At 37.0% G+C, this 22,561-nt stretch carries 18 protein-coding genes; 10 read left to right on the forward strand and 8 right to left on the reverse strand.

Going from position 1 to position 22,561, the window contains the following annotated elements; genetic code table 11:
- Positions 1–215 precede the first annotated feature (215 nt).
- From H6F62_RS07860 to H6F62_RS07875, 4 genes are all read right to left on the reverse strand, one after another.
- Positions 216–1,352, reverse strand: a complete 1,137-nt coding sequence (locus H6F62_RS07860) for a hypothetical protein (protein WP_190371754.1) — start codon at positions 1,350–1,352, stop codon at positions 216–218.
- A 42-nt stretch (positions 1,353–1,394) separates the two neighbouring features.
- Entirely contained in the window at positions 1,395–2,606 is a 1,212-nt protein-coding gene (gene coaBC, locus H6F62_RS07865; protein WP_190371755.1) for a bifunctional phosphopantothenoylcysteine decarboxylase/phosphopantothenate--cysteine ligase CoaBC, read from the reverse strand.
- 78 nt (positions 2,607–2,684) lie between these two features.
- Complete coding sequence (locus H6F62_RS07870) at positions 2,685–2,897, reverse strand: DUF2555 domain-containing protein (RefSeq protein ID WP_137908178.1); 213 nt, start codon at positions 2,895–2,897, stop codon at positions 2,685–2,687.
- A gap of 145 nt (positions 2,898–3,042) precedes the next feature.
- On the reverse strand, positions 3,043–3,669 hold the full coding sequence (locus H6F62_RS07875) for an alpha/beta hydrolase (protein ID WP_137908179.1): 627 nt from the start codon (positions 3,667–3,669) through the stop codon (positions 3,043–3,045).
- A gap of 122 nt (positions 3,670–3,791) precedes the next feature.
- On the opposite strand from H6F62_RS07875, the gene purH reads away from it, so the two are divergent.
- The 3 genes from purH (at position 3,792) to rppB (ending at position 8,017) form a co-directional block, all read left to right on the forward strand.
- Positions 3,792–5,315 (forward strand): bifunctional phosphoribosylaminoimidazolecarboxamide formyltransferase/IMP cyclohydrolase, encoded by a 1,524-nt coding sequence (gene purH / locus H6F62_RS07880; protein WP_190371756.1) that lies wholly within the window; start codon positions 3,792–3,794, stop codon positions 5,313–5,315.
- A 604-nt stretch (positions 5,316–5,919) separates the two neighbouring features.
- Positions 5,920–6,606 carry a two-component system response regulator RppA gene (rppA, locus tag H6F62_RS07885; protein ID WP_190371757.1) on the forward strand — a complete coding sequence of 229 codons (687 nt, stop codon included), beginning with the start codon at positions 5,920–5,922 and terminating at the stop codon, positions 6,604–6,606.
- A gap of 91 nt (positions 6,607–6,697) precedes the next feature.
- Entirely contained in the window at positions 6,698–8,017 is a 1,320-nt protein-coding gene (rppB, locus tag H6F62_RS07890; protein WP_190371758.1) for a two-component system sensor histidine kinase RppB, read from the forward strand.
- On the opposite strand, the gene H6F62_RS07895 is transcribed toward rppB, so the two are convergent.
- From H6F62_RS07895 to H6F62_RS07905, 3 genes are all read right to left on the reverse strand, one after another.
- Positions 7,977–9,281 carry a hypothetical protein gene (locus tag H6F62_RS07895; RefSeq protein ID WP_190371759.1) on the reverse strand — a complete coding sequence of 435 codons (1,305 nt, stop codon included), beginning with the start codon at positions 9,279–9,281 and terminating at the stop codon, positions 7,977–7,979. The two genes, rppB and H6F62_RS07895, sit on opposite strands and share 41 nt — an antisense overlap.
- A complete protein-coding gene (locus H6F62_RS07900) occupies positions 9,278–10,369 on the reverse strand; it encodes a cysteine synthase family protein (protein WP_190371760.1) in 1,092 nt (363 codons plus the stop codon). The genes H6F62_RS07895 and H6F62_RS07900 overlap by 4 nt, the downstream gene beginning before the upstream one ends.
- Positions 10,370–10,888: 519 nt before the next feature.
- Positions 10,889–11,269, reverse strand: a complete 381-nt coding sequence (locus H6F62_RS07905) for a hypothetical protein (RefSeq protein ID WP_028084553.1) — start codon at positions 11,267–11,269, stop codon at positions 10,889–10,891.
- A 722-nt stretch (positions 11,270–11,991) separates the two neighbouring features.
- On the opposite strand from H6F62_RS07905, the gene H6F62_RS07910 reads away from it, so the two are divergent.
- Both H6F62_RS07910 and H6F62_RS07915 read left to right on the forward strand, forming a co-directional pair.
- Entirely contained in the window at positions 11,992–12,471 is a 480-nt protein-coding gene (locus H6F62_RS07910; RefSeq protein WP_137908181.1) for a YbjN domain-containing protein, read from the forward strand.
- A gap of 173 nt (positions 12,472–12,644) precedes the next feature.
- Entirely contained in the window at positions 12,645–13,364 is a 720-nt protein-coding gene (locus H6F62_RS07915) for a biotin/lipoate A/B protein ligase family protein (RefSeq protein WP_190371761.1), read from the forward strand.
- Positions 13,365–13,443: 79 nt separating this feature from the next.
- On the opposite strand, the gene H6F62_RS07920 is transcribed toward H6F62_RS07915, so the two are convergent.
- Positions 13,444–13,647, reverse strand: coding sequence for a hypothetical protein (locus H6F62_RS07920; RefSeq protein WP_190371762.1), 204 nt, complete (start codon positions 13,645–13,647; stop codon positions 13,444–13,446).
- Between the two features lie 270 nt (positions 13,648–13,917).
- Between H6F62_RS07920 and H6F62_RS07925 the strand changes: the two genes are divergently transcribed.
- From H6F62_RS07925 to H6F62_RS07945, 5 genes are all read left to right on the forward strand, one after another.
- On the forward strand, positions 13,918–14,772 hold the full coding sequence (locus H6F62_RS07925) for a transcription factor RcaD (protein ID WP_190371763.1): 855 nt from the start codon (positions 13,918–13,920) through the stop codon (positions 14,770–14,772).
- A gap of 58 nt (positions 14,773–14,830) precedes the next feature.
- Positions 14,831–16,873 carry an ATP-binding protein gene (locus H6F62_RS07930; RefSeq protein ID WP_190371764.1) on the forward strand — a complete coding sequence of 681 codons (2,043 nt, stop codon included), beginning with the start codon at positions 14,831–14,833 and terminating at the stop codon, positions 16,871–16,873.
- Between the two features lie 29 nt (positions 16,874–16,902).
- Positions 16,903–19,443, forward strand: a complete 2,541-nt coding sequence (locus H6F62_RS07935; RefSeq protein ID WP_190371765.1) for a DNA translocase FtsK — start codon at positions 16,903–16,905, stop codon at positions 19,441–19,443.
- A 114-nt stretch (positions 19,444–19,557) separates the two neighbouring features.
- Positions 19,558–20,442 (forward strand): ParA family protein, encoded by an 885-nt coding sequence (locus H6F62_RS07940; RefSeq protein ID WP_190371766.1) that lies wholly within the window; start codon positions 19,558–19,560, stop codon positions 20,440–20,442.
- An 880-nt stretch (positions 20,443–21,322) separates the two neighbouring features.
- On the forward strand, positions 21,323–22,495 hold the full coding sequence (locus tag H6F62_RS07945; RefSeq protein WP_137908203.1) for a septal ring lytic transglycosylase RlpA family protein: 1,173 nt from the start codon (positions 21,323–21,325) through the stop codon (positions 22,493–22,495).
- Positions 22,496–22,561 lie beyond the last annotated feature (66 nt).

A 22,561-nucleotide genomic window follows, 5' to 3' on the forward strand; every position in this document is an offset into this window, starting at 1 on the left:
ACAAGAGTTTTATTATTAATATTTGTACTTCATAATACCAGGAACTGCTTATGCGGGCAAGATGCCCGCACCACAAGAGTTTTATCATTAATATCTGTACTTCATAATACTGGGAACTGCTGTATCTGTTGAAAATTAAATGTGGGTGTTTTGAAACCCACGCAGGTGGGTTTTGCCTGTGTAGACGCGATTTATAATCGCTCGAATGATGAACTTTAATAAATAACTGTTCCTAAACAATCTTTGATAAAATCAATAATGATCTTAAAATCAACAAAATCATCAGCCTGTTTTCTTTGTTCACAAATATATTTACAAAATTTCATTTTTTGAAATTCTTGAAATTTTTCCCCATAACTTCTAGATTTGGTTTTCCATGAATAAAATTCTTCTGTAAATAAATGATCAGGAAATAGGTTTTCTATACCTTTTTTCACGTTTCGATTCTTTTGTTCAGGTATTGTCCTAATTTTCAATTTATCATGGTCTTCATTAGGTTTATGAGTATCACAATCATATAATAGTAATACTTTTCTAGTTAAGAATTTAGGGTTAGAAAGTAAAACATCTCTGGTATTTTTCAAACCACCATCACCAGTATTGATACTTTCACCTTTACCTATAGAAGCACCTACCCATTCAATATCAACTTGTGCTAAAATTCCCTTTTCTCCTAGTAATTCTAAAGCAGTTTTAATATAAATTGGGTCAGTTTCCCCTTCTGTTAAAACTAGAGGTTTCGTACCTTTTTCTACAGTAGCTTGGACTTCATCTTTAACAGAATTTATTTTTTTACAATAGTCATAAAACATTCTTTGACCATGAACAGACATTAGATAACTACAGTAGTCTTCCCAAACTTGAACAGACCAATGATCTAGTGTTTCTCGAAGGTATTTATAAGTAGGATTTTCTGAGCCATAACGATATTTTAAAAACTCATCAGGATAACTACGATCTGTATATGTACAAGCAGGTATATTATGACGTGCCATTATTCTTAATAAAGCAATTCCCTCTCCTTCCGACATTCTCAGGTGTTGAATGTCATAAGATAAATGAGCAGGATTAGAAGAATCTGCAACAACAATAATACAAAATCCTAAATATAAAGGATTAGGATTATTATATTCTCCTTTAAAATACCCTTTTTCAAACCCATCAATAATACTTTGTGCTTGATTGTCTTCTCTAAGATTATCAGTCCACCAATCAGGAATTTTTTGTGTATCATTAAATCCACGACCACACATGACCCAAAAACTACCTACAATATTTTTGGGATATTCTTCAAGTAATGATATTGCTCTTATCCAATTAGCCATACCAATTTCAGGTAAATGCACTGTCATTTTTAAATGTCCTGGTAAAAATAAAAATGTGATTTTATTCTATTAAACAACAAAATCAAACAAATAATGCGCCATTTCCAACTTAGAACAAGTGGGAATTTCCACCTCTCTCCCTTCTTTATCTAAAAACACCGCTTGATTATGATCACTCCCAAAACCACTATCAACTTGATCAATAGGATTTGCGACAATTGCATCTAATTTCTTTTTTTGCAATTTTTCCCGCGCTGGCTTGACAATATCCCCGGTTTGTGCTGCAAAACCAATTAAGTATTGATGGGGTTGTTTACGGTTGCCGATTTCCGCGACAATATCCGGTACTGGTATCAATGGTAAATTTTCGGGGAGCGATCGCTTGGGCAATTTTTCGGTACTATAATCTCTAGGTTTGACATCTGCAACGGCCGCTGACATAATAATTATATCTGCGTTGAGTAACTGATTTAACATGACTTGCTGCATCTCTTCTGAGGTAATTACGGGAATTGCTTCTACTCCTAAAGGTACTTCCCAACTTGCTGGACAATGTACCAATATTACTTTTGCACCTCTGTGTAGTGCAGCCTGTGCCAATGCTAAACCCATTTTACCAGTTGAGGGATTGCCAATAAATCGCACCGGATCTAAATATTCTCGCGTTCCCCCAGCACTGATTAAAACCTCTTTCCCCACTAAATCTCTTTTTCCTTGGGTGTATAATAAGGATTGAATATAAATAAATATTTCTGCGGCTTCTGCCATTCTACCAGCACCAATGCGATCGCAAGCCAACAACCCGGAACCAGTTTCCATACCATAAAATCTGCTATCTGTCAATAGATGCTGCCAATTTCTTTGTACTGCTACCTGTTCCCACATATCTGTATTCATTGCTGGTGCTAACAATACGGGACAAGTAGAAGCGAGAATAGTATTTGTTAATAAATTATCTGCCATTCCATAAGCTAACTTAGCCAAAGTATTAGCAGTTAAAGGCGCGATAACAATTAAATCAGCCCATTCACCCAATTCGATATGTAATGGACGTGAATAAATTGGTTGCCAAAAATCATCATCTGTATAAGCTTGATGGCGCGATAAAGTTGCTAAAGTTAAAGGAGTGATAAATTCTTGGGCAGATTTAGTGAGAATAACTCGCAATTCCACCCCAGATTTAAAGAGTGTAGAAACCAACTCACAAACTTTATAGGCGGCGATACCACCGCCTACAGCAATGAGGACTCGTTTGGATTTAGGACTTGAAAATAATGGCATTTTAGGATAGGATCTCAATTACTTGAGATTTTAAACCGTTCTACCAATCTAAAATCCAAAATCTAAAATCTAAAATTTTTAGCCTTCGTCGTAGGGTTCTAAATCTAAGAGGTGAATATAGGCTTCAACTAACTCTGGACGCTGGAAAGCAATTGCCCGCAGTAGATGCCAATCATTTAAACCCTCAAAAGCATGACTATAGTTATCTAATTCCAGACGTGTAGCCAAATCTTGTACCTCTGTCGCTGTCATAGCAGAAATTTCTGTTTTGGAAATGCTTAGAGTTTTCATAATGCTTGCCCCTCCCTTTTGCAGCACTTACATTCAGCTTAGGGTGGAGTTGCTTCCACCTGATCTATCTTACTCATTAACGAGCATTAAATTTGTAAAAATTTTTCTGATTTTTCCAGAATTTGCAAAATTTTTGTAACTAGAGTTAACCAATTGTCTTGACAACAAAGGTTCTTAGTGCTTCTAACATTGGTAAATTAATTTCATGTCCCATTTCAAATTCATGGTACTCCACTGCTACCCCTAGAGATTTTGCCATGTCCCTGGACTTAATGGCCGCTTGTAGGGGAACTACTTCATCCTTTGTTCCGTGCATGATTAGCGTAGGTGGAAAATTGCCTGGATTAAGCGTTGCTACGCTAGGATGTGGATATCCACTCATCACAACTAAACCAGCCAATGGTAAGCTTAATCCTACATCTAAAGTCATTGCCCCACCTTGAGAAAATCCACTCAAAATTGTGCGTGATAAAGGTATGCCTGTATTAGTTTCTAAAGATTGCAACCAATCTATGAGTAGTTGTTTGCTTTCTACTAATCCAGCATACATATTTTCTGTCCGCAAGTCATACCATGCCCTACCTGTGTCAGCATGAGGATAGGGATAGGGAGCATTTGGTAGTAAAAATTCGTAATCTGGTAAATTGATATAAGGAATCAAAGATGCCACATCTTGAGCATTTGCGCCCCAACCATGTAAAGTAACGATTAAGGCTTTTGGTGTTTGTTTCGCTGGTGGAGAAACCCTAATAAAATCTAATACTGGAGTCATGGATAATTGAGTCAAGAATCAACTTCTATCCAGTATACCGCTGATCTAGGCCGCATTTCTGACCACTCTTTAGGTAAAATACTCTTCTGTTTGTAATTTAGTCCAAAGGAATCTGGGGAATTATGGCGCGTTTAGCCCTGCTGAGTGTATCTAATAAAACTGGTATTGGGGATTTAGCCCGGAGTTTGGTTGAAGAATTTGGCTTTGATATCATCAGTAGTGGAGGAACAGCCAAAACCCTCAAAGATGCAGGAATACCAGTTACTAAGGTTTCTGATTATACAGGTTCGCCAGAAATTTTAGGCGGTCGAGTCAAAACTCTTCATCCTCGCATTCATGGAGGTATTTTAGCACGGCGGGATATGGAAGAGGATATCATAGACCTGGAAAATAACCAAATTCGACCCATTGATTTGGTGGTGGTTAATCTTTATCCGTTTACGGAAACCATTGCTAAACCGGGTGTTACCTTAGCTGACGCTGTGGAACAAATTGATATTGGGGGTCCGGCAATGTTAAGGGCTGCTGCTAAAAATTACGCCCATTTAACGGTATTATGTGATCCTGCCCAATATGGCGAGTATTTACAAGAATTACGCCAAAATGAAGTAGTTTCTTTAGAGTTTCGCCAAAGATGCGCTTTAAAGGGCTTTTCCCACACTGCTAGTTATGATCATGCCATAGCATCTTATTTAGCTGGTACGCAAACACAAGAATTTACTCTTGCTGGTACACAAATTCAATCTTTACGCTATGGGGAAAATCCCCACCAACCGGCAGCCTGGTATCAAACTGGCAGTGAAGCCACAGGTTGGGCAGCGGCCACTAAACTGCAAGGGAAGGAACTCAGCTATAATAATTTGGTAGATTTGGAAGCCGCACGGCGGATAATTGCTGAGTTTACCGATAGTCCGGCAGCGACAATTATTAAACATACTAACCCCTGTGGAACTGCGGAAGCAACCAACATTTTCGATGCTTATCAAAAGGCTTTTAATGCCGATTCTACTTCGGCTTTTGGGGGAATTGTGGCTTTAAATCGTCCTCTTGATGCGGCAACTGCAACGGAGTTAACAAAGACATTCTTAGAATGCGTAGTTGTTCCCGGTTGTGACGCAGCAGCCCAAGAGATATTAACTAAAAAGGGCAATGTCCGCCTTTTGATTTTACCAGACTTGTTGACTGGACCGAAAGAAACTGTAAAAGCGATCGCTGGTGGGTTTTTAGTCCAATCTGCTGATGATATCATTGCTGATCCTACTCAATGGCAAGTTGTCACCGAACGTCAACCTACTCCCCAGGAGTTAGGGGAATTATTATTTGCTTGGAAGGTGTGTAAGCACGTCAAGTCAAATGCTATTGTAATTACAAGCGATCGCACTACATTAGGTATTGGTGCTGGACAAATGAACCGCGTCGGTTCAACAAAAATCGCTATTGCCCAAGCCGGAGAAAAAGCCCAAGGTGCATTTTTAGCCAGTGACGGTTTCTTCCCCTTCGATGATACCATTCGCGCTGCCGCTGCTGCTGGCATTACTGCCATTGTCCAGCCGGGGGGAAGTCTTCGAGATAAAGATTCTATCAAGGCCGCTAATGAACTAGGCTTACTCATGGTTATAACTGGTGTCCGGCACTTTTTACATTAGTTTTACCTTGGAAAAACAATTTCCAAAATTGTTGTCTAAGGTACTTGCCATTTAATTGAAATAGTGATAAGTTATATTTGTGTGTGAGGAGAAAACTCAAAAAGCGTCTGGGGTGGAAACACGGCAACACTCCCGGACGCTTTTTGATTTTAATTTTATTTCATTTCCAAAATTTTCTTGTAGCAAATAATCAGCAAGAGAGTAGAGCAATTACAGCGATTTTTCTGGTAAATGAACCACGGTTTTTGTTTCGCGCAATCTCTCTTAGAGATCCCTAAGGGTAGGCGCAAAGTAGGAAAGGCGCAAAGGAAGAAGGTAATTAAAGTGTGGTTTAAATCGCAGAAAACTGCTGTAATCTCTTGTAATCTATCGCGTTGGCATTGTGAAAATCGTACTCAGAAATTATAGGGTGTTTCAGACTCAATAAGTGAGAAAAGATGGACAAAATTTCATATCTGACTCACCCTAATAATCAGTATTATTAAATATAATTTTTATATGTATCGTTTCCCAGTCTAATGAAGTACACACCAATTTATTCCTTGTTCCCTGTTCCCTGTATCCGATAATTAGTATTATTAAATACTGTTTTTATATTTTATATATGCGTTTATTATTAGTTGAAGATGAACATGATTTAGCAATGAGTATTCATCATGCTCTTACCCAATGTAATTATGTATTAGATTGGGTGGAAGATGGAGAGACTGCTTGGGATTATTTACAGACAATACCACTAAGATATGAAATTGCGATTTTAGATTGGATGTTACCAAAGTTGTCAGGATTGGAATTGTGTAAAAGATTAAGAGCGCAAAAAAATCAATTACCAATTATGTTATTAACAGCTAGAGATAGCATGAATGATCGTGTTACGGGTTTAGATGCGGGTGCAGATGATTATCTTGTTAAGCCTTTTGGGATGGAAGAATTATTGGCGCGGGTAAGAGCATTACAGAGAAGATTACCAAATTTTCAACCACCGCAATTACAAATAGGTTCATTAATGTTAGATTATAGTAATTTTTCAGTTGTGAATTTAGAAGCGGAAAATTCTTCACCAATTATTCTCACAGCTAAAGAATTTCAACTTTTAGAATATTTTATGCAACATCCTCAACAAATACTAACTCATGAACAAATTCGCGCTAGATTGTGGGATTTTGAAAGTGATACTGTGAGTAATGTTGTTGCTGCACAAGTAAGATTACTAAGACGTAAATTATCAGAATGTGGTTTTTATAAAGCAATTGAAACTATCCGAGGTTTTGGTTATCGTTTTTCTGCATAGTTGAGATCCCCGACTTCTTTTTTATTTTGTCAATAAGTTATCAATTAATGCCAGAAATCAGGGATCTTGTATTTATAGAATCTAAAATCAGATGTATAATAATTCACTATTCAATTATTCTCGGTTAAAATTAGCCATTACCTATGCTGGTGTGATGGGAACAACCTTATTAATATGTGGCTATATGGCTCATATTGTTATGGTACAAGCTTTTACTCGCACAGTTGATCGAGAATTAGAAGTTTTTGGTAAGGTATTTGAAGATCAATTAAAAACAGAGTTAAAAATTCCTGGAGAATTATCTATTACTACTCAGAAATCTTTGCCAGGAATTTGTTTTAAACAACAATCTTGTTTACCTATTAAATCAGAATCAGAGTTACTGGGGTTATTGGCAGAAGGATATTATCTCAGATTTTTAACACCAACAGGAGAAGCAATTGCCGCAATTGGTAATAATTCCGATGAATTTCCTGATAATATTTACCTCAATCATTCTTATGATATCAAAAATCGTGATGGTGAACTATATCATTTACATTTAATGCCCTTAAAAATCAACAATAATCAATTGTGGGGATATTTACAAGTTGGACGAACTGTACAAAGATTAAATGATTATATGAATAGCTTACATTGGTTATTAGGATTGGGTATTCCCTCTTCTATGATCATTATTGGTGGTGCAGGTTGGTGGTTAGCAGGTTTAGCTATGCAGCCCATTGAAAAATCATATCAACAATTACAACAATTTACCGCTGATGCGGCACATGAATTAAGAACTCCTATTACATCTTTACAAACCATTGTCGAAACAAATTCAATTAACCCAGAAACTCAAAAAGCACTGGAGAGACAAATTAAAAGATTAGTAACCTTAATACAGGATTTGTTATTATTATCTAGACTAGAAGGTGGATTGCAAGAAGCCAAATTACAACAAATTTGTTTAAATGATTTAGTTGCAGATGTAGAAGAAGAATTAATGCCAATAGCTATAGATGCACAAGTTTTATTATCTAGTCACATTCCTGATCAATCTGATTTTTATATTCAAGGTAATGAAAGTCAAATTTATCGAATGTTGTTGAATTTAGTTAGTAATGCCATTAAATACACTCCTGCATCTGGGGAAGTAAATATTCATCTGACAACTAATGATCATCAAGGTGTAATTACTATCAAAGATACAGGTATTGGTATTCCTAATTCTGATCTTCCCCACATTTTTGAGCGCTTTTATCGAGTTAATGCAGATCGTTCTCGCAATACTGGTGGTTCGGGATTAGGTTTGGCTATTACTTTGGCTATTGTCCAAACTCATAAAGGCAAATTAGAAGTACAAAGTCATGTAAATAAGGGCAGTACATTTACTGTGATTTTGCCGCTCGTTTCCAAATTAAACAGGTAACTTCAACTAACATAGATGTAATCATAGCCATAGCGGCAGATATTGCCCCATTCATGCCTTTGTTAATAGCTAAAGTAGCAATTATTAATAAAGTTGCTGTTCCTAACCAAGTAGATAGATTGACGTGACCTGTGCGATTTTCACTGACTAAAAAACCTTGAGTTGCATTTTGTAAAGCTACTAGTAATGGCACAATTGCACAGATTAAAAGAACTGGTTTCATGCTTTTAGCCAGGGTAAGATCATTAGCGATAAAACTTTGGACAATGCGATCGCCTACAGGTGTTAAACTCATGAATAATAGTAAGGTAGAACAAGCAGCGCCGACACTGATAGCAAAAGTCAGTAATTGCTTATCGCTCACTTGATGATGATATTTAATCACCATTTGCTGTATCATGCGGGTAGAATTGGCAATTACGAGAACCAGTCCCCAAGCCGCAGACCAAGCAGCAATAGCCACTGTGGCATCTTCAGCGCGAGCAATAACGCTAATTAATATCGCCCTTCCGCCCCAAACCACCATCATGGAATTAGCTAAGGGTAAATAAAATTTCCCAACTTGTGCTAAGTTACGGGGTAAATTAGGTTGTGTGACTGTTTCCGGCGGTATAGTTGCACCATAAAGCCGAGCAAAAATTGTTACAGCTACTGCTTCGACAATCACCCCACTGATGAGGGCAAGTCCAGCAAGTATACCCCCAGATATGGGGAAGAAAAATCCACCTGTGAGGACTAATGCTAATGTGAATAACCTGAGAATACTAGCTTTAGCTACAGATCGAGACTGACCATGATAAATTAATAACCCTTGAAAATAACGCCGCCAAGCGATCGCAAATGGCCAACCCCCCATTAGTAATAATACTTGACTAACAGTGGCTAACATTGCTGATGGTATGCCCAACAGACTCACACCCACAAAACTAAATATAATCGGTAGTCCCAATAAACTTAATAAAAAAGTTAGTCCCCCACCCACCAATAATGTAAACCGCCACAATGCTTTGCGTGAATCTTGAGAACCAGCTAAAGCATTAGAAGCGTGCAAAATCATAATAATCGGACTTTCAAAAAATATCGCCAAAGATTTGGCAATACCTACAGCCGCCAGGTTAACTTGAGCATCAGGAAGATGAGCTAATGTAGTGGTAATCATCGGATCACCACAGGCCATAGTCACATCACTAAGGGATAAAGGCAAAAATTCCCGCCATAAAGTGCCGAAACTAACTGATTGAGATTGGGGTTCTTGCAATTTCACTCTTGACTCCTACCGACAATATCTAATGGTACAGGCAGAAGATTAGCAATTGCTTCTGTGAGATGGGAATGTTCAAGAATATTGATTCCTTGTCTTGTAAGCCAATCAGTATTGTAAACTGTTTCTAAATAGCGATCGCCCCGGTCAGGATTAAGTAGTAACATAGTTTGAGGCTGAGTAAATCTACCAGCATCCCCTAAGGCTGCTGCCACAATTGCACCTGTGGAAGCACCTAAAAGCATACCTTCCTGTTTAGCCAAAGCATGACAAACAGAAAACGCTAAACCATCATCCACGCTATAAGCTGCGTCTAACACTTGCGGGTCAAAATTGGGGGGAACGAAAGATAAACCCAGTCCAGTCATCTTATAAGGGTGTCTGGGTGTACCAAAAATAGCCGATCCTGCCACATCTACACCAATAATTCTGGTTTGGGGATAATACTTTTTAAAGTAATGACTGATACCGCCCAACTGTCCGGCTGTACTGACTCCAATCGCGATAGCATCTGGCGCGCCACCGAAAGCAGCTTCAATTTCCCGCGCCGTCCACAGGGAATGGGCATCAGTATTGCTAGGATTTTTATGTTGACAAGGATACCATGCACCAGGAATATTTGTGGCTAATTCCTGAGCTTTTGCCATTCTTGCTACTTGCATCGAACCTTGAGCATCAGCCGCACTCAGAGGAACTTGTACCAATTCTGCACCATACGCAGTCAGCATTCTTCGCATGGTGACAGGGGTTTTCGCATCAATAATAATCATCACCCTGTAACCCTTGGTTGCGCCCACAATTGCTAATCCAATGCCAAAGTTACCAGAGCTAGATTCAACAATTGTACCACCTGACCGCAACAAACCTTGTTTTTCGGCTTCATTCACCAGATAAGCCGCATTTTTTTCCTTAATACTCCCACCGGGATTACAAGATTCTAGTTTTAAATATAAATGATGATCTTGACAACTGGCATGAATTCGATTTAAGCGGACAATAGGAACGTTACCTAGTGCTTCCGTCACCGTTGCAAATAGGGGTGATTTTGATAAGCTGGTTCTCAAGGTCGGTTCTGGAGAGTAAGTAAGCATTGTTATTAGCTCGATACTGTTCATCTCTCAAGATGCCAACTCCAGATGAAATAAAGGTGAAATTATTAATCTAACTTCTGGAAACCAAATGCTCGCTTCATCTGCAAAACCTATATTTCCAGAAATGTTGCATTCATGATCTAACGTTTTGGCAATTTGGCAGACAATAATTTTAGTTTCAGGTTTTAATGGAATATCAACAGGGTGAGTGGGAAAGTTGAGCAGTTTTGATGTAGGGATTTATCCCAGCACTGAAGAACTCTAAACTCAATCACAATTGATAGATAAGCTGCTGTCAAACACTCTATAAACATTGCTAGATTAAAATCATAGCCATGATTCATGTCTTAACAGCAACTAACCAAGAATTGCACAGAGAAGACAGAGAATATATAGTATTTCACCGATTGCTTAGTAAACAAACGGAATTGTTCAGTCCGAAATTGAACTGTATGAGTACAAAATAACTTAAAAATGGTTGGATTGTGAAAAAAGTAACAAAAGTTAATAATTTAGTTCTTAATCACGAAGCATTTGGGAAATAATTGCATCTGCCTGTAATCTTTTGTAAGTCAAGTGAACTAAATTAGCTTCATCTAATTGCCCACAAAGGTAGCAAGCTAAACTAAGAGCATCTAATAGCATCAAAGTGGTAATGCCTTCTGCTGCTAAAGATGATATATATTCGGAAACGCCTTTAGCACAAGTTGTTGCTGGCATTAGCACTAGTAGCAAACGTAAACAGTCTGTTGATGCCATCATGCCATCTAATTCATGTGTTTGAGTGGCTAACTGAACAATACCAAGAACGATTTGATTCGGGGAAATACCTTCTTTCATGAGTAAAGCAAAGAAGGAAGTTAAATGACATGGGGTGCTGTGATCAAGCTTGATATTCATAGTGCTTATTAAAATCAGTGTAACAATAATCAGAGATTTTTTGACTAATCCGGAAAAATCTCTCAAAAGTTTTTGGTTTTTTTTCCGTGAGATTCCAGAATCTTTTAACAGATGTCACCCCAACTTGTCAATTTGAGTTTTTAGAGAACTCCACACAACAGTGCAGAATTTAACTCATATTTCCGTATCCCCTGATACTGTAAATTAACTTGCTCTTTTACTGTTCGTCTTGCATCTTGTAACACCAAGTAAGTCAGGTGATTTTTGGGCTGTACCAAATAAACTATTTTTGATTAATTTGATTAAATTTATCAACCAAATTAGTAGTTTATGTAACCGACAAAAGGCGTTTGCTGCAAGTAAAGTAAGATAGACGGTTTTGTGTTTAGTTGATCAGACGCAGTAAACAATAAATTGGAGAATCTTTACCTAATGTTGATACCCAACGGTGGTAAAGACAAATTACATCTAATATTTCTGGATGTAAACGTCTGAAACCGGGAAAAAATAATTGTCAGATTGGCTGGATTTTACATAAGCTATTATATAGTTATACTTTTATTTATACTTCTCAATAAAGATTAAAGCAAATTCGATATATATCAACGGTTTTTTATGTACGCTGATGCTAGAGCTAGATTAACAAGCAAAGTAGATACTGGCATTTTTGGTAGCATAATAGTAGATTACACTAGGAACTATATTTTTGGAAAAAAATCTGTATGGCAAGCTACCTAGAAACCCAATCTCCAGAAGAGTTGCTTGATGAAGTTATGCAAGAAACCACACCGCTAAATCATGTAGAAGTCATTGAAAATGTGATTAATACTCTAGCGGAAGATCAAAGTGCAATGGTGAGCCATTCGTCCGAGGGTGGGTATTTGTGGAAATTCCAGTATGGCAGTGTAGAAGTATTTGTACAGTTGACGGGAACTACTGATGAAGATACAATTACGGTTTGGTCTGCCGTACTGACGCTACCAGTTCAAGATGAGGCCAGATTAACACGATATTTATTAGAATTGAACTGTGTTAGTACCTTTGAATCCCGTTTTGGGATTATTGACAATCAAGTGGTGGTGATTTCTACACGCACTTTAGCAGAGTTGTCTCCGGGGGAAGTTTCCCGGATCATTACTATCGTTGCAACTATCGCTGATGATAATGATGAATATCTGCAATCTGAGTTTTGTGCAGTTTAAGTATTGCACTATTGCGGTATAAATTATGTTTCTTATGTTTCTGGTATTTCGCGCCAAGACGCAAAGGAGCAAAGCCGTAAAGAAATACGTTGATTTTGTGGTTTAAATACATGAAAACTGCTGTAACTATTGCTGTCACTAATTTAGTATTTTAGCCTGGGGGTTGACTTTTAATGCCTGAGCAGTGGCGATTTATTCCGATTTTAGCAGCTTCTGGTTCTGTCCAGATGGCTATAGACCGTTGGTTATTAGTACAGCATGAGTCGGGAAAATGTCCACCGATTCTGCGCTTTTATACCTGGTCTCCCCCGGCAATTTCTCTGGGTTATCATCAACGTCAATATCCTGAATTTTGGCAAAATTTAATCTGGAAAGGCGAAAAATTGGATTTGGTACGTCGTCCTACTGGTGGGAGAGCGGTTTTACACCAAGGTGATTTAACTTACTCAGTTGTTACTTCTGGAGTCAGGGGCAATACTCTAGAAATATATGCAAAGATTTGTGAATTTTTAATCCAAGGATGGCGATCGCTTGGCATAGAGTTGTACTATGGTCAGGCTGGACGCGGTTATATTCATAATCCTAATTGTTTTGGAACGGCCACTGGTGCAGATTTGGTTTTAGCAGATGGTTCTAAACTTATTGGTAGCGCCCAATTACGCAGAGGTGACGCAGTTCTTCAACATGGTTCTATACGATTAAACCCGGCTGTGGATTTGTTTATAAAAGTATTTAATCAGGAGTTTTTTCATCCTATTCAATTTCCTGAAGGTATTAATCAAGACACAATTATTAAGGCCTTAATAGCCGCAGCTTGTGATTGTTTTGCTATGGAAATAGAGGTGATACCCTTGTCTGAAGATGAGTGGAATTTGATTTTAGCAGATTGTTGATTAGGGGCAGTTTTTGGACTACCCTAAGTTTTTTTCCTCTCCCACAGACGCAAAGACGCAAAGAGAAGTCAGGTCTATTTTAGTTTTTATCTTTGGTATGATGTCTACTTTTTAGATGGTCATGTTTTATTTGTATTTCATACCATTCGTTTAAACAGTATTCTGACCAACAAAAACAATATTGATTCCAACAAAAATCACATAATTCTTTTTGTTTGATTTGATCTTTATTTACTGGTTTTTGCAGCAGATAAGTGCGCGGACAATGGCTGTAATTATTCATGATTTTACCTGGTATTTAGGCTAATATTTCTGGATGATCTAGTTATCTAAAAGATGATACATATAAATCTCGCTTTTTGTGGAAATTATTTACTATCTGTATAAGATTTTTCTGAAACATAAGGGAACTAAGGAAACATATCCACTTGGTGTTGAAAAAATTGTAGAAATATAGACGAATTATACTCATTGTGTTATTTTGGAGAAGGTTTATTAATTTTTTGTAATTCTGACTAGACTTGTTAGGTATCAAATACAATCTAAGTAACCGATGGAAACGAAACAGTTAAAGTTCCTATTAAAGCTGCTGGGATGTGCCAATTATCGGACTAGCTTGAGTTCTGGCACTTTTGATGGTTTTAAAAGCGAGAAAAACAAAATTTGTCGAGATTTGGGGGAATTGGAATATGTGGACTATTCCCGCGAAGTTGCTACGGTCAAAATTTTACCTGCTGGTCAAGCACTATTGAAACTCGACCTAGCACAGTTACCTATTGATGATCAAGAACTCAAGGTACTGGAGAAGATAAGTAAAAGTTATGGAAAAATAGCCCCCAGTGAAATCAAAGTTTCAGGACTAAAATCTGATCAACGAGATGTAATCTTAAAAACCTTGAGTGAAAGGGGTTTGATTTCTGCTGAAATTAAAATGAAAAGACTTAAAACTGAAGTTTGGTTAACAGAAAGAGGTATTGAGGTTTTGCGGGATGAATATATTCCCGAAGGAAAAGCAAATATAGACTTTAATTTGCTAGGTAATTATGTGCAGTTTTTACGGAAGAATTTGCGGTTTGAGTCAAAACAAGTTTCTACTTTAGTTTCTGATAATATAGAATCACATTCTGATATTCCTAGCAATATCAGTGATGAAGAAATTTTAGAGACTATCAAAAAATTAGATCGGGAATTGGGTACAGAGAATTATTTACCAATTTTCCATTTACGGCAAAAATTACAACCACCTTTATTGCGAGATGATTTAGATCAGGCGTTGTATAGATTACAAAAAAGTGACAAAATTGATTTTAGTACCTTACAAGAAGTCAGTGCTTATACACCAGAACAAATTGACGCGGGAATTCCTCAAAATATTGGCGGACAACTGTTCTTTCTCATAGTTAATTAACAGTTTTTCCAATATTTTTCATTTTTTCATTACTTTTTCCTCTCACTCACCTATATCTATGACAGACATTAACGACATTATTAAACGCGAGGTCAACCCTTTTGACGTGATCAATTTAAAGCCTACTAATTTTTGGGCTGAAGAACAAGATTCAAAACTCATGGTTGAGTCAATTCATAAAAACGCAATCATAGAAATTGAAGGTTTACTTGATTTAGTAGGTCAAGATCATCGTAGCCGCACAGTTTTATTAGCTGGTGAGTCTGGTTCTGGCAAAAGTTATGTATTAGGTCGGCTGAAACGTACTCTTAACCCGAAAGCCTTTTTTGCTTATATTCTCTGCAACTGGGCTGATAGTAGTAATATTTGGCGGCATATTTTACGTCACACTGTTGATAGTTTGATTCAAGTTCCCGAAGGGGAAAAAGAATCACAGTTAATATTGTGGCTAAAAAGTTTAACGGCGTTTACAAAACGCGATATAAAACAACGAATATTTAATGATAATTTTTGGGAAGCATTACAAAGTAATCGGCAAAAATTTATCAAACACCTCAAGGATAGTTATAAAAAAGCAGGGATTTATAATCCTGATATGTTTTTTGGAGTGCTGCATGATCTGGCAAATCCAGAATTATATGATTTAGCTTGTGAATGGCTACGTGGTGATGATTTAAATGAAGATTCTATGAAGGAAATCAAGGTCAAAACTTGCATTGATACAGAAGATGCTGCAAAAAATATCTTAGCAAATTTTGGCAGAATTTCTACACAAACTCAACCGATTGTTTTATGTTTTGACAATTTAGATACTATGCCCCAGTTACCAGAAGGTTTTCTGGACATACAACCTTTTTTCAATGTCAATACCACAATTCATGGGGATAATCTGAAAAATTTTCTGGTGATAATTAGCGTTATTACAGATACATTAAAGCGGCATTTTGATCGGATTCTCCCAGCAGATAAGGCCGGAATACATAAAACAATTCAGTTAAAACGTATTACGATAGAACAGGCAGAAGCACTTTGGTCCTATCAACTTCAGTCATTACACCAACTAGCAAACCCCAGACCTGAATCTCCTATTTTTCCCCTAAATCGGGAAATTTTAGAGAAAACCTATCCTGGTGGTAAAACTATGCCTAGAAATGCACTAACTCTAGGTCGTGAAGAATATCAAAAATATAAAGTTATTCCTCCCCCACCACTTCCAGTTCCAGATCCAACTCTTCCTCCACCACCCGTAAATCCTCAAGCAGAATTTGAATTATTATGGCAGCACGAATATACAAAAAGTCAGGGGAAAATTACCAAGATTTCTCTGTTATCATCACCTGATTTAATTCAGATGTTGCAGCAGTCTATATCTAGTTTAAAAATGCAGGGAGTTAAGACTAAACTCTTAAGCGGAAAGTATGCTAGTTATTCCTTGAGTTATCAACATCCTACCAAGCGGGAAAAATTGGGTATAGTTTGGACAGAAGACTCAAATATGAATAGCTTTTATCATATAATGAATGCTTGTCAAACAGTCCTTCAAAAAAATCTCTGTCAAACTATGTACTTAATTCGTGGTGGGGATTTAGGAAAACCAAACATGGCTGGAAATCAACTCTATAGACAGATTTTCACTGATACTAATCATGTTCATATCAAACCAAGTTTACAGTCTATTCACTATTTGGCAACATATCAAAGTTTGGTAAATTCTGCCAAATCTCAAGAATTGGTAATTGGTGGACAAACGATTAATTTACAAGAACTAGAAACTTTAATTAATAAATCTGAGATTTTGCATAAATGTACTTTATTACAAGATTTGGGAATTGTTTCTAAACCAAAGCCAGAACCAGAAACAAATGGTAAGGAAGGAGAAGATTTAAGACCTGTTAAGGATTTCTTATTAAATCTAGTTAAAACTCAACATCTTTTAGGAAAACCAACTTTAATTGACAATGCTATTAGCAACTTTCCCACAGTTAACGAAGCTCAAATTAATGTATTGATTCAACAACTATGTGAGGAAAATAAAATTCAAATTCTTGACCCCAAAGCCAAGCCAGAAGCTCAATTAATTTGCTTAGTTCCTCGCAAGTAATCTATCCAGCACATTTTTTATATCAGCCAATGCACTACCTGACAGAAGCTTCTGAAATTTACAATCAAATTTCCCAACTGTCCCTATCTAAAACCCTATGGATAGATACAGAAATTGCTGATTGGTATACCGATAAACCAAAATTAGCACTAATTCAGGTATTGGCTGATTATACAGATTTAACTGGTGAATCTGCTTACATTTTTGATGTTTTGGGTAAACCTGATTTGGCTGTATATTTCATTAACCAAATCATGGTTAATCCGCAAATTGAGAAAGTTTTTCATAATGCTGGTTTTGATTTAAAATATTTAGGCAAAGAACTAGCTCAAAATGTCACTTGTACTTTAAAAATAGCGAGAAAAATCACTAAAGAAGTTTTACAAACTACCAACTTAAAACTAAAAACTCTAGCTGCTGAACTCTGTCAATTTTCTCATGTAGACGCAGAAGAAGGAGGCAGTGATTGGGGAAAACGTCCCCTGACTCAAAAACAGTTAAACTATGCAGCTATGGATACTGTTTATCTCGCTGCTGTTCATTATCGCTTGCTTGAAATATCCAATCCTGATGTTATCAGTCGTGTATTTAATATGGTAGATCACAAATCTGAAAATTCCTCTTTAACTCCGACGAAAGTTAGATTAGCTTTTGAATGTCCTCGACTATTTTATCTAAATCACCATTTTAATTGTAAAGCCATATTCTCTCCTAAAGATACTGTTGGGGGTGTTGGTAATGTTTTTCATAAGTTAGCAGATGATTTTATTAATTTACTGCTGATTGAACCCAGATTTAAAAGTTTATTTAATCCATCTGCAACACAATTAAAGGTAGATGTAATTTCGTTGGAAATTCAACAATTATTCTATCAAATTAAGTTCTTTCCCTATTTGCAAAATGCAATTGCAAAAGACGCGAGTAAAGCCTCTCTACTACTACAAGTTTGGCAAGGTTTACAAAGATTAATTAAAAAGTTTACTGAATTGTTGATCATCAATCGTCGTTATTGCAGTGCGGAAACAGTTATTCAGAATACTTTTATTTCTGGAGAACACAATTTAGAATATTACTTTGATTTACCTAATGGCACAAAGCAATTAATTAAAGGTGAGTTTGATTGTCTGGTTTTTAATTTTGAACTTAAACGCCTTTTTATGGTAGAATTTAAAACCTATCAACCTGTAGATTCAGCAGCACAATTAGCGCAAGTCTCTCTCTATAGTTATATGTTATCGAAGCAGAAAAAAACACCTGTTGATTCTGCTGTTTATTGTGTTTTACCAGAATTTAAAGAGTACAAATATTCTTGGGAACAGTTAGAAAATACGGTTCATCAATTAATTCCCTATAAACTATTACAAATGCAAAACTGGTTAAGTTGGGAATCTCCCAATCCTAACCCACCACCAGGGACAACTCAACCTCATTTATGTGAAATTTGTCCCCAACAACAAAAATGTCAAACTTTTTTTGATGTTGAATCTAATCATGATCAAAATTCAGATACAGAACCTCCTAAGCCAGATCCATCTATTATAGCTGATAAGATAGGCGAAGATCTAGTTAATACTTTGCAATCTTTTGGTATTGGTGTTGAGTATCATGGTGCTGCGGTAAGTCCAGCATTTATCAGAGTCAAACTTAAACCAAATTCGGGTGTAAAGGTAAATTCAATTCTCAAATTATCCGCTGATTTACAAGTACAATTGGGGTTAGAATATCCGCCTTTAATTGCACCTCAAGCTGGTTATGTAAGTATTGATTTACCGCGTCAAGATAGACAAATTGCTAAGTTTGAAGATTTTATTCAAAAGCAGTTTTTACCCCCAACAGCACCCGTAAAAATTGCCATTGGGGTGAGTATTGATGGTAAATTGTTAGAGGCTGATTTATCAGATCCAAATACCTGTCATTTTTTGGTGGGAGGAACAACAGGAAGCGGAAAAAGTGAATTTTTGCGATCGCTTCTTCTCAGTTTAATCTATCGTCATTCTCCCCAACATTTAAAAATTGCTTTAGTTGATCCTAAGCGGGTAACATTTCCCGAATTTGAACAAATGTCATGGTTATATGCACCAGTTGTCAAAGATAGCGATCGCGCTGTAGAATTAATGCAAGAACTAGTTGCAGAAATGGAATCTCGTTATCAAAAATTTGAAAAAGCTAAATGTGCAGATTTAACAGTTTATAATCAACGTTCCTCCCCAATGTTACCGCGCATTGTTTGTATTTTTGATGAATATGCTGATTTTATGGCAGAAAAAGAGGTTCGCACCATATTAGAACAAAGTATCAAACGTTTAGGCGCAATGGCAAGAGCCGCAGGTATTCATTTGATTATTTCTACGCAACGTCCAGAAGCGAGTATTGTCACCCCAATTATCCGTTCTAACCTACCTGGAAGGGTTGCACTCAGCACCAAAAGTGAAGCTGATTCAAAAATCATTTTAGGTGGAACATCAACCGTAGCAGCTTATCTGATAGGCAAAGGTGATTTAGTTTACCAAGTTGGTTCGCACTTGCAACGTCTTCAGAGTTTATTAGCACAAAGTATTAAACTATCCTAACAATATCCCCGATTTCTTGGAGAAGTCTGGGGTCTGAGTAACATAACCAAAGTTAAAATCTATTAGATAATATGAACGCTATCTAAATGGGAAAGCGTCAGTAGAGGAAGTAAAATGGGACATATAATCGCAACAGCAAATATGAAAGGTGGAGTCGGTAAAACCACTATTACAGTCAATATAGCTACTTGTTTAGCGAAAAATTACGGGAAAAAAGTCCTGGTTTTAGATTTAGATAGTCAAATTAGTGCCACACTGAGTTTAATGTCACCAGTAGAGTTTGCCAAACGTCGTAAACAAAGAAAGACATTGAGATATTTGCTAGATCAAATTATCAACCCCGAACCAGAGGCAAAATTTACCATTCATGACATTATTCAACCGCAAGTTTGTAATCTTCCTGGATTAAATTTAATACCGGGAGATATAGATTTATATGATGAATTTGTGGTTTCGGAAATGCTGCATAATCAATCAGTAGCATTGGGTGAACAGGACTTTGAAACTATCTGGAATCGCTTTGAAAGAGTCTTAATTAGAGATATCTTAAAACCTGTGCGCGATGAATATGATTTTATTCTTTTAGATTGTGCTCCCGGTTATAATCTCATGACTCGTAGTGCTTTAGCTAGTAGTGATTTCTACATTCTCCCAGCTAGGCCAGAACCCTTATCTGTAGTAGGAATTCAACTTTTAGAAAGACGGATTTCCCAATTAAAAGATAGCCACAAACAGGAAGCCAAAATAGATATTAAAATCTTGGGAATAGTCTTTAGTATGTCCAGCGCAAATATCCTGAATAGTAAATATTATAAACAGGTAATGCACCGAGTCATCGAAGATTTTGGAGTAGATAAAATCTGTAAAGCGCAAATACCAGTTGATGTGAATGTTGCCAAAGCCGTTGATAGTTTTATGCCAGTTTCTTTACTAAGTCCCAATACAGCGGGTTCTAAAGCATTTATGCAATTAACTCAGGAATTATTGCAGAAGTTATAAGTTATAAATTAAAGTTAGTAGTTGTACTTCACAAAAAATTGCAACTACTAACTCACGTTCTTAGTTACAACGTTACAGCTGTCATCAATCGTACCACCGATGATTTTTGTGAAGTATCTGGAGCAAAAATAAGGTTAATAGCTTGATATTAAGTTTAGTGCTGAGGTTATCACTGATATGGTGCAAATACTGTATTATTTTATATTTAAATTATCTATATATACGCGTCTATTAACTATTCTATGAGATTAAGAATAAATACCTGCTAGAGGAAAGGCACATTTATTACTCGACAGTATCTAAAACTATTAATACTAATAATTATAATATATATCAGTGTTTATTCGTTGATTATGCAGATAATGAATCAAGTAATTAGCGAAGTATGAAAAGTATTGATTTTGTGTTTATTCCTTGTATAGATTGTGTTTGCGGAAATTACATTTGAGATTGATGAAACTATTTACCAGTACAATTACACTTAAACATAAACTAGCTTGATGTGTTTTAAATACTAAAAAAAAATAAGTACGGAGAATGAAAGATAAGGAATATAAAATAGTAACCGTTGGACAGAAGTATTAGTCAATATTAAATTTATTTGCTGAAAATATATAAATCTTCGAAAAACGTTACATAGCTAAAATCCTGAATTGAAGACAGTTTGACAGCCTAAATCTGAGTTTAAATTTTGCCAGTCTGTTGAGATTTACGCTAAAACCCTGATCCCCAAGCTTGAAAATTCATGCTAGTCTATTGCAGTTACAAAATGCAAAGTGGAAGCGGAACAGGTTCGAGTTTGCAGGTACTGTCACCATCACAAGTGAAAAACCCAACTAAAAAAAACTTAAGTTCTCAAGTCGCTTTAAAAATCGGACGCATGAATCAAAGACATTTGTGGAATACTGTCGTAGCCCAAACAATATTGACCCTAACCGTTTTGGGTCTCCCCTCAGTCGCTCGGAGTCAAGCCAGTGAGGGAAGTTCTCCAACTCTTGCCAAATCATCTGCCAGTGATGCGGTTAAAGTTGGAGAATACCAATTACCGACAGAACAACCCATTTCCGAGCCTGTGATTGCCAGAATTCAGCCTCACAGTATTCGGGGTTTACAAGCAGCAACTCTTTATGTTCGGGATACTCCCGTTCTCACCTTTCTGGGTTCTGCCCGAGTTACTAACAAGAAAATCAAAATTGGAGTCATTGGCAACAATCAGAGTTTCAATTCTGATTCTGGAGTTGCTACTGAGCCAGGTAAATTTGCCAGTTTTAGCAATACTGACAATACAATCAATATCAACAAACAAGTTGGCTCCATTGACAATGACCCGGTTCAGAAAGCTAGTGTCATAGCAGCTAGAATTAATGAACTAGTTGAAAACAATGTAGACGCAAGCAAGATTACCGTCAGTTGGAAAATAGCGGATGCCCCCGCAACTAATAATAAAGCTTACAAGAATGGCCTTTCCGTTCGCAGACCGTCTGGGGATTCCTATGGATCGCTCCGTGATCGCTACACCATCACAATTGACGGTCAAGAACTGGTAGAAGTCAATAAAACCACGCGACTATCAGCCAATATTAATGGCAACAGAAAAACCCCAGCCACTAATCTGGCTCAAGATGCTTTAGAGGCAACTAATAGACTGCGGAGGCTGATGGGCAACGCAAATCCCATCAAGGAAATCGCCAATTTACCCGCTGGTAAATCACTCTCCACACCAAAGTTATCACAAAAAATTGCTTTTGGCAGGGTCAATATTAATTTTCGCGGCATAGCTTCTTGGTATGGTTATGACGGCTCTGGCAATAGAACAGCCAGTGGGGAAAGATATAATCCCGAAGGGTTAACTGCTGCTCATCGGAGTTTACCTATGGGGACAAAAATCCGCGTTACTAATACCAGAAATGGGCGTTCTGTCGTCGTGCGCATCAATGACAGAGGTCCATACATCCGTGGTCGAATTATCGATCTTTCTGCGGGTGCTGCCCGTTTATTAGGGATGATCGGCAGTGGTCTTGCTCCAGTCAGTCTGGAAGTTTTAGGAAGATAACCCCCTTTCTCGTTCCTTATTTCTTTTCGCTCTTCACTATTAAATTCCCCTGGTTCATCTATCTTA

It is taken from the genome of Anabaena sp. FACHB-1391 (genome assembly GCF_014696755.1).
Classification (GTDB): Bacteria; Cyanobacteriota; Cyanobacteriia; order Cyanobacteriales; family Nostocaceae; genus Dolichospermum; species Dolichospermum planctonicum.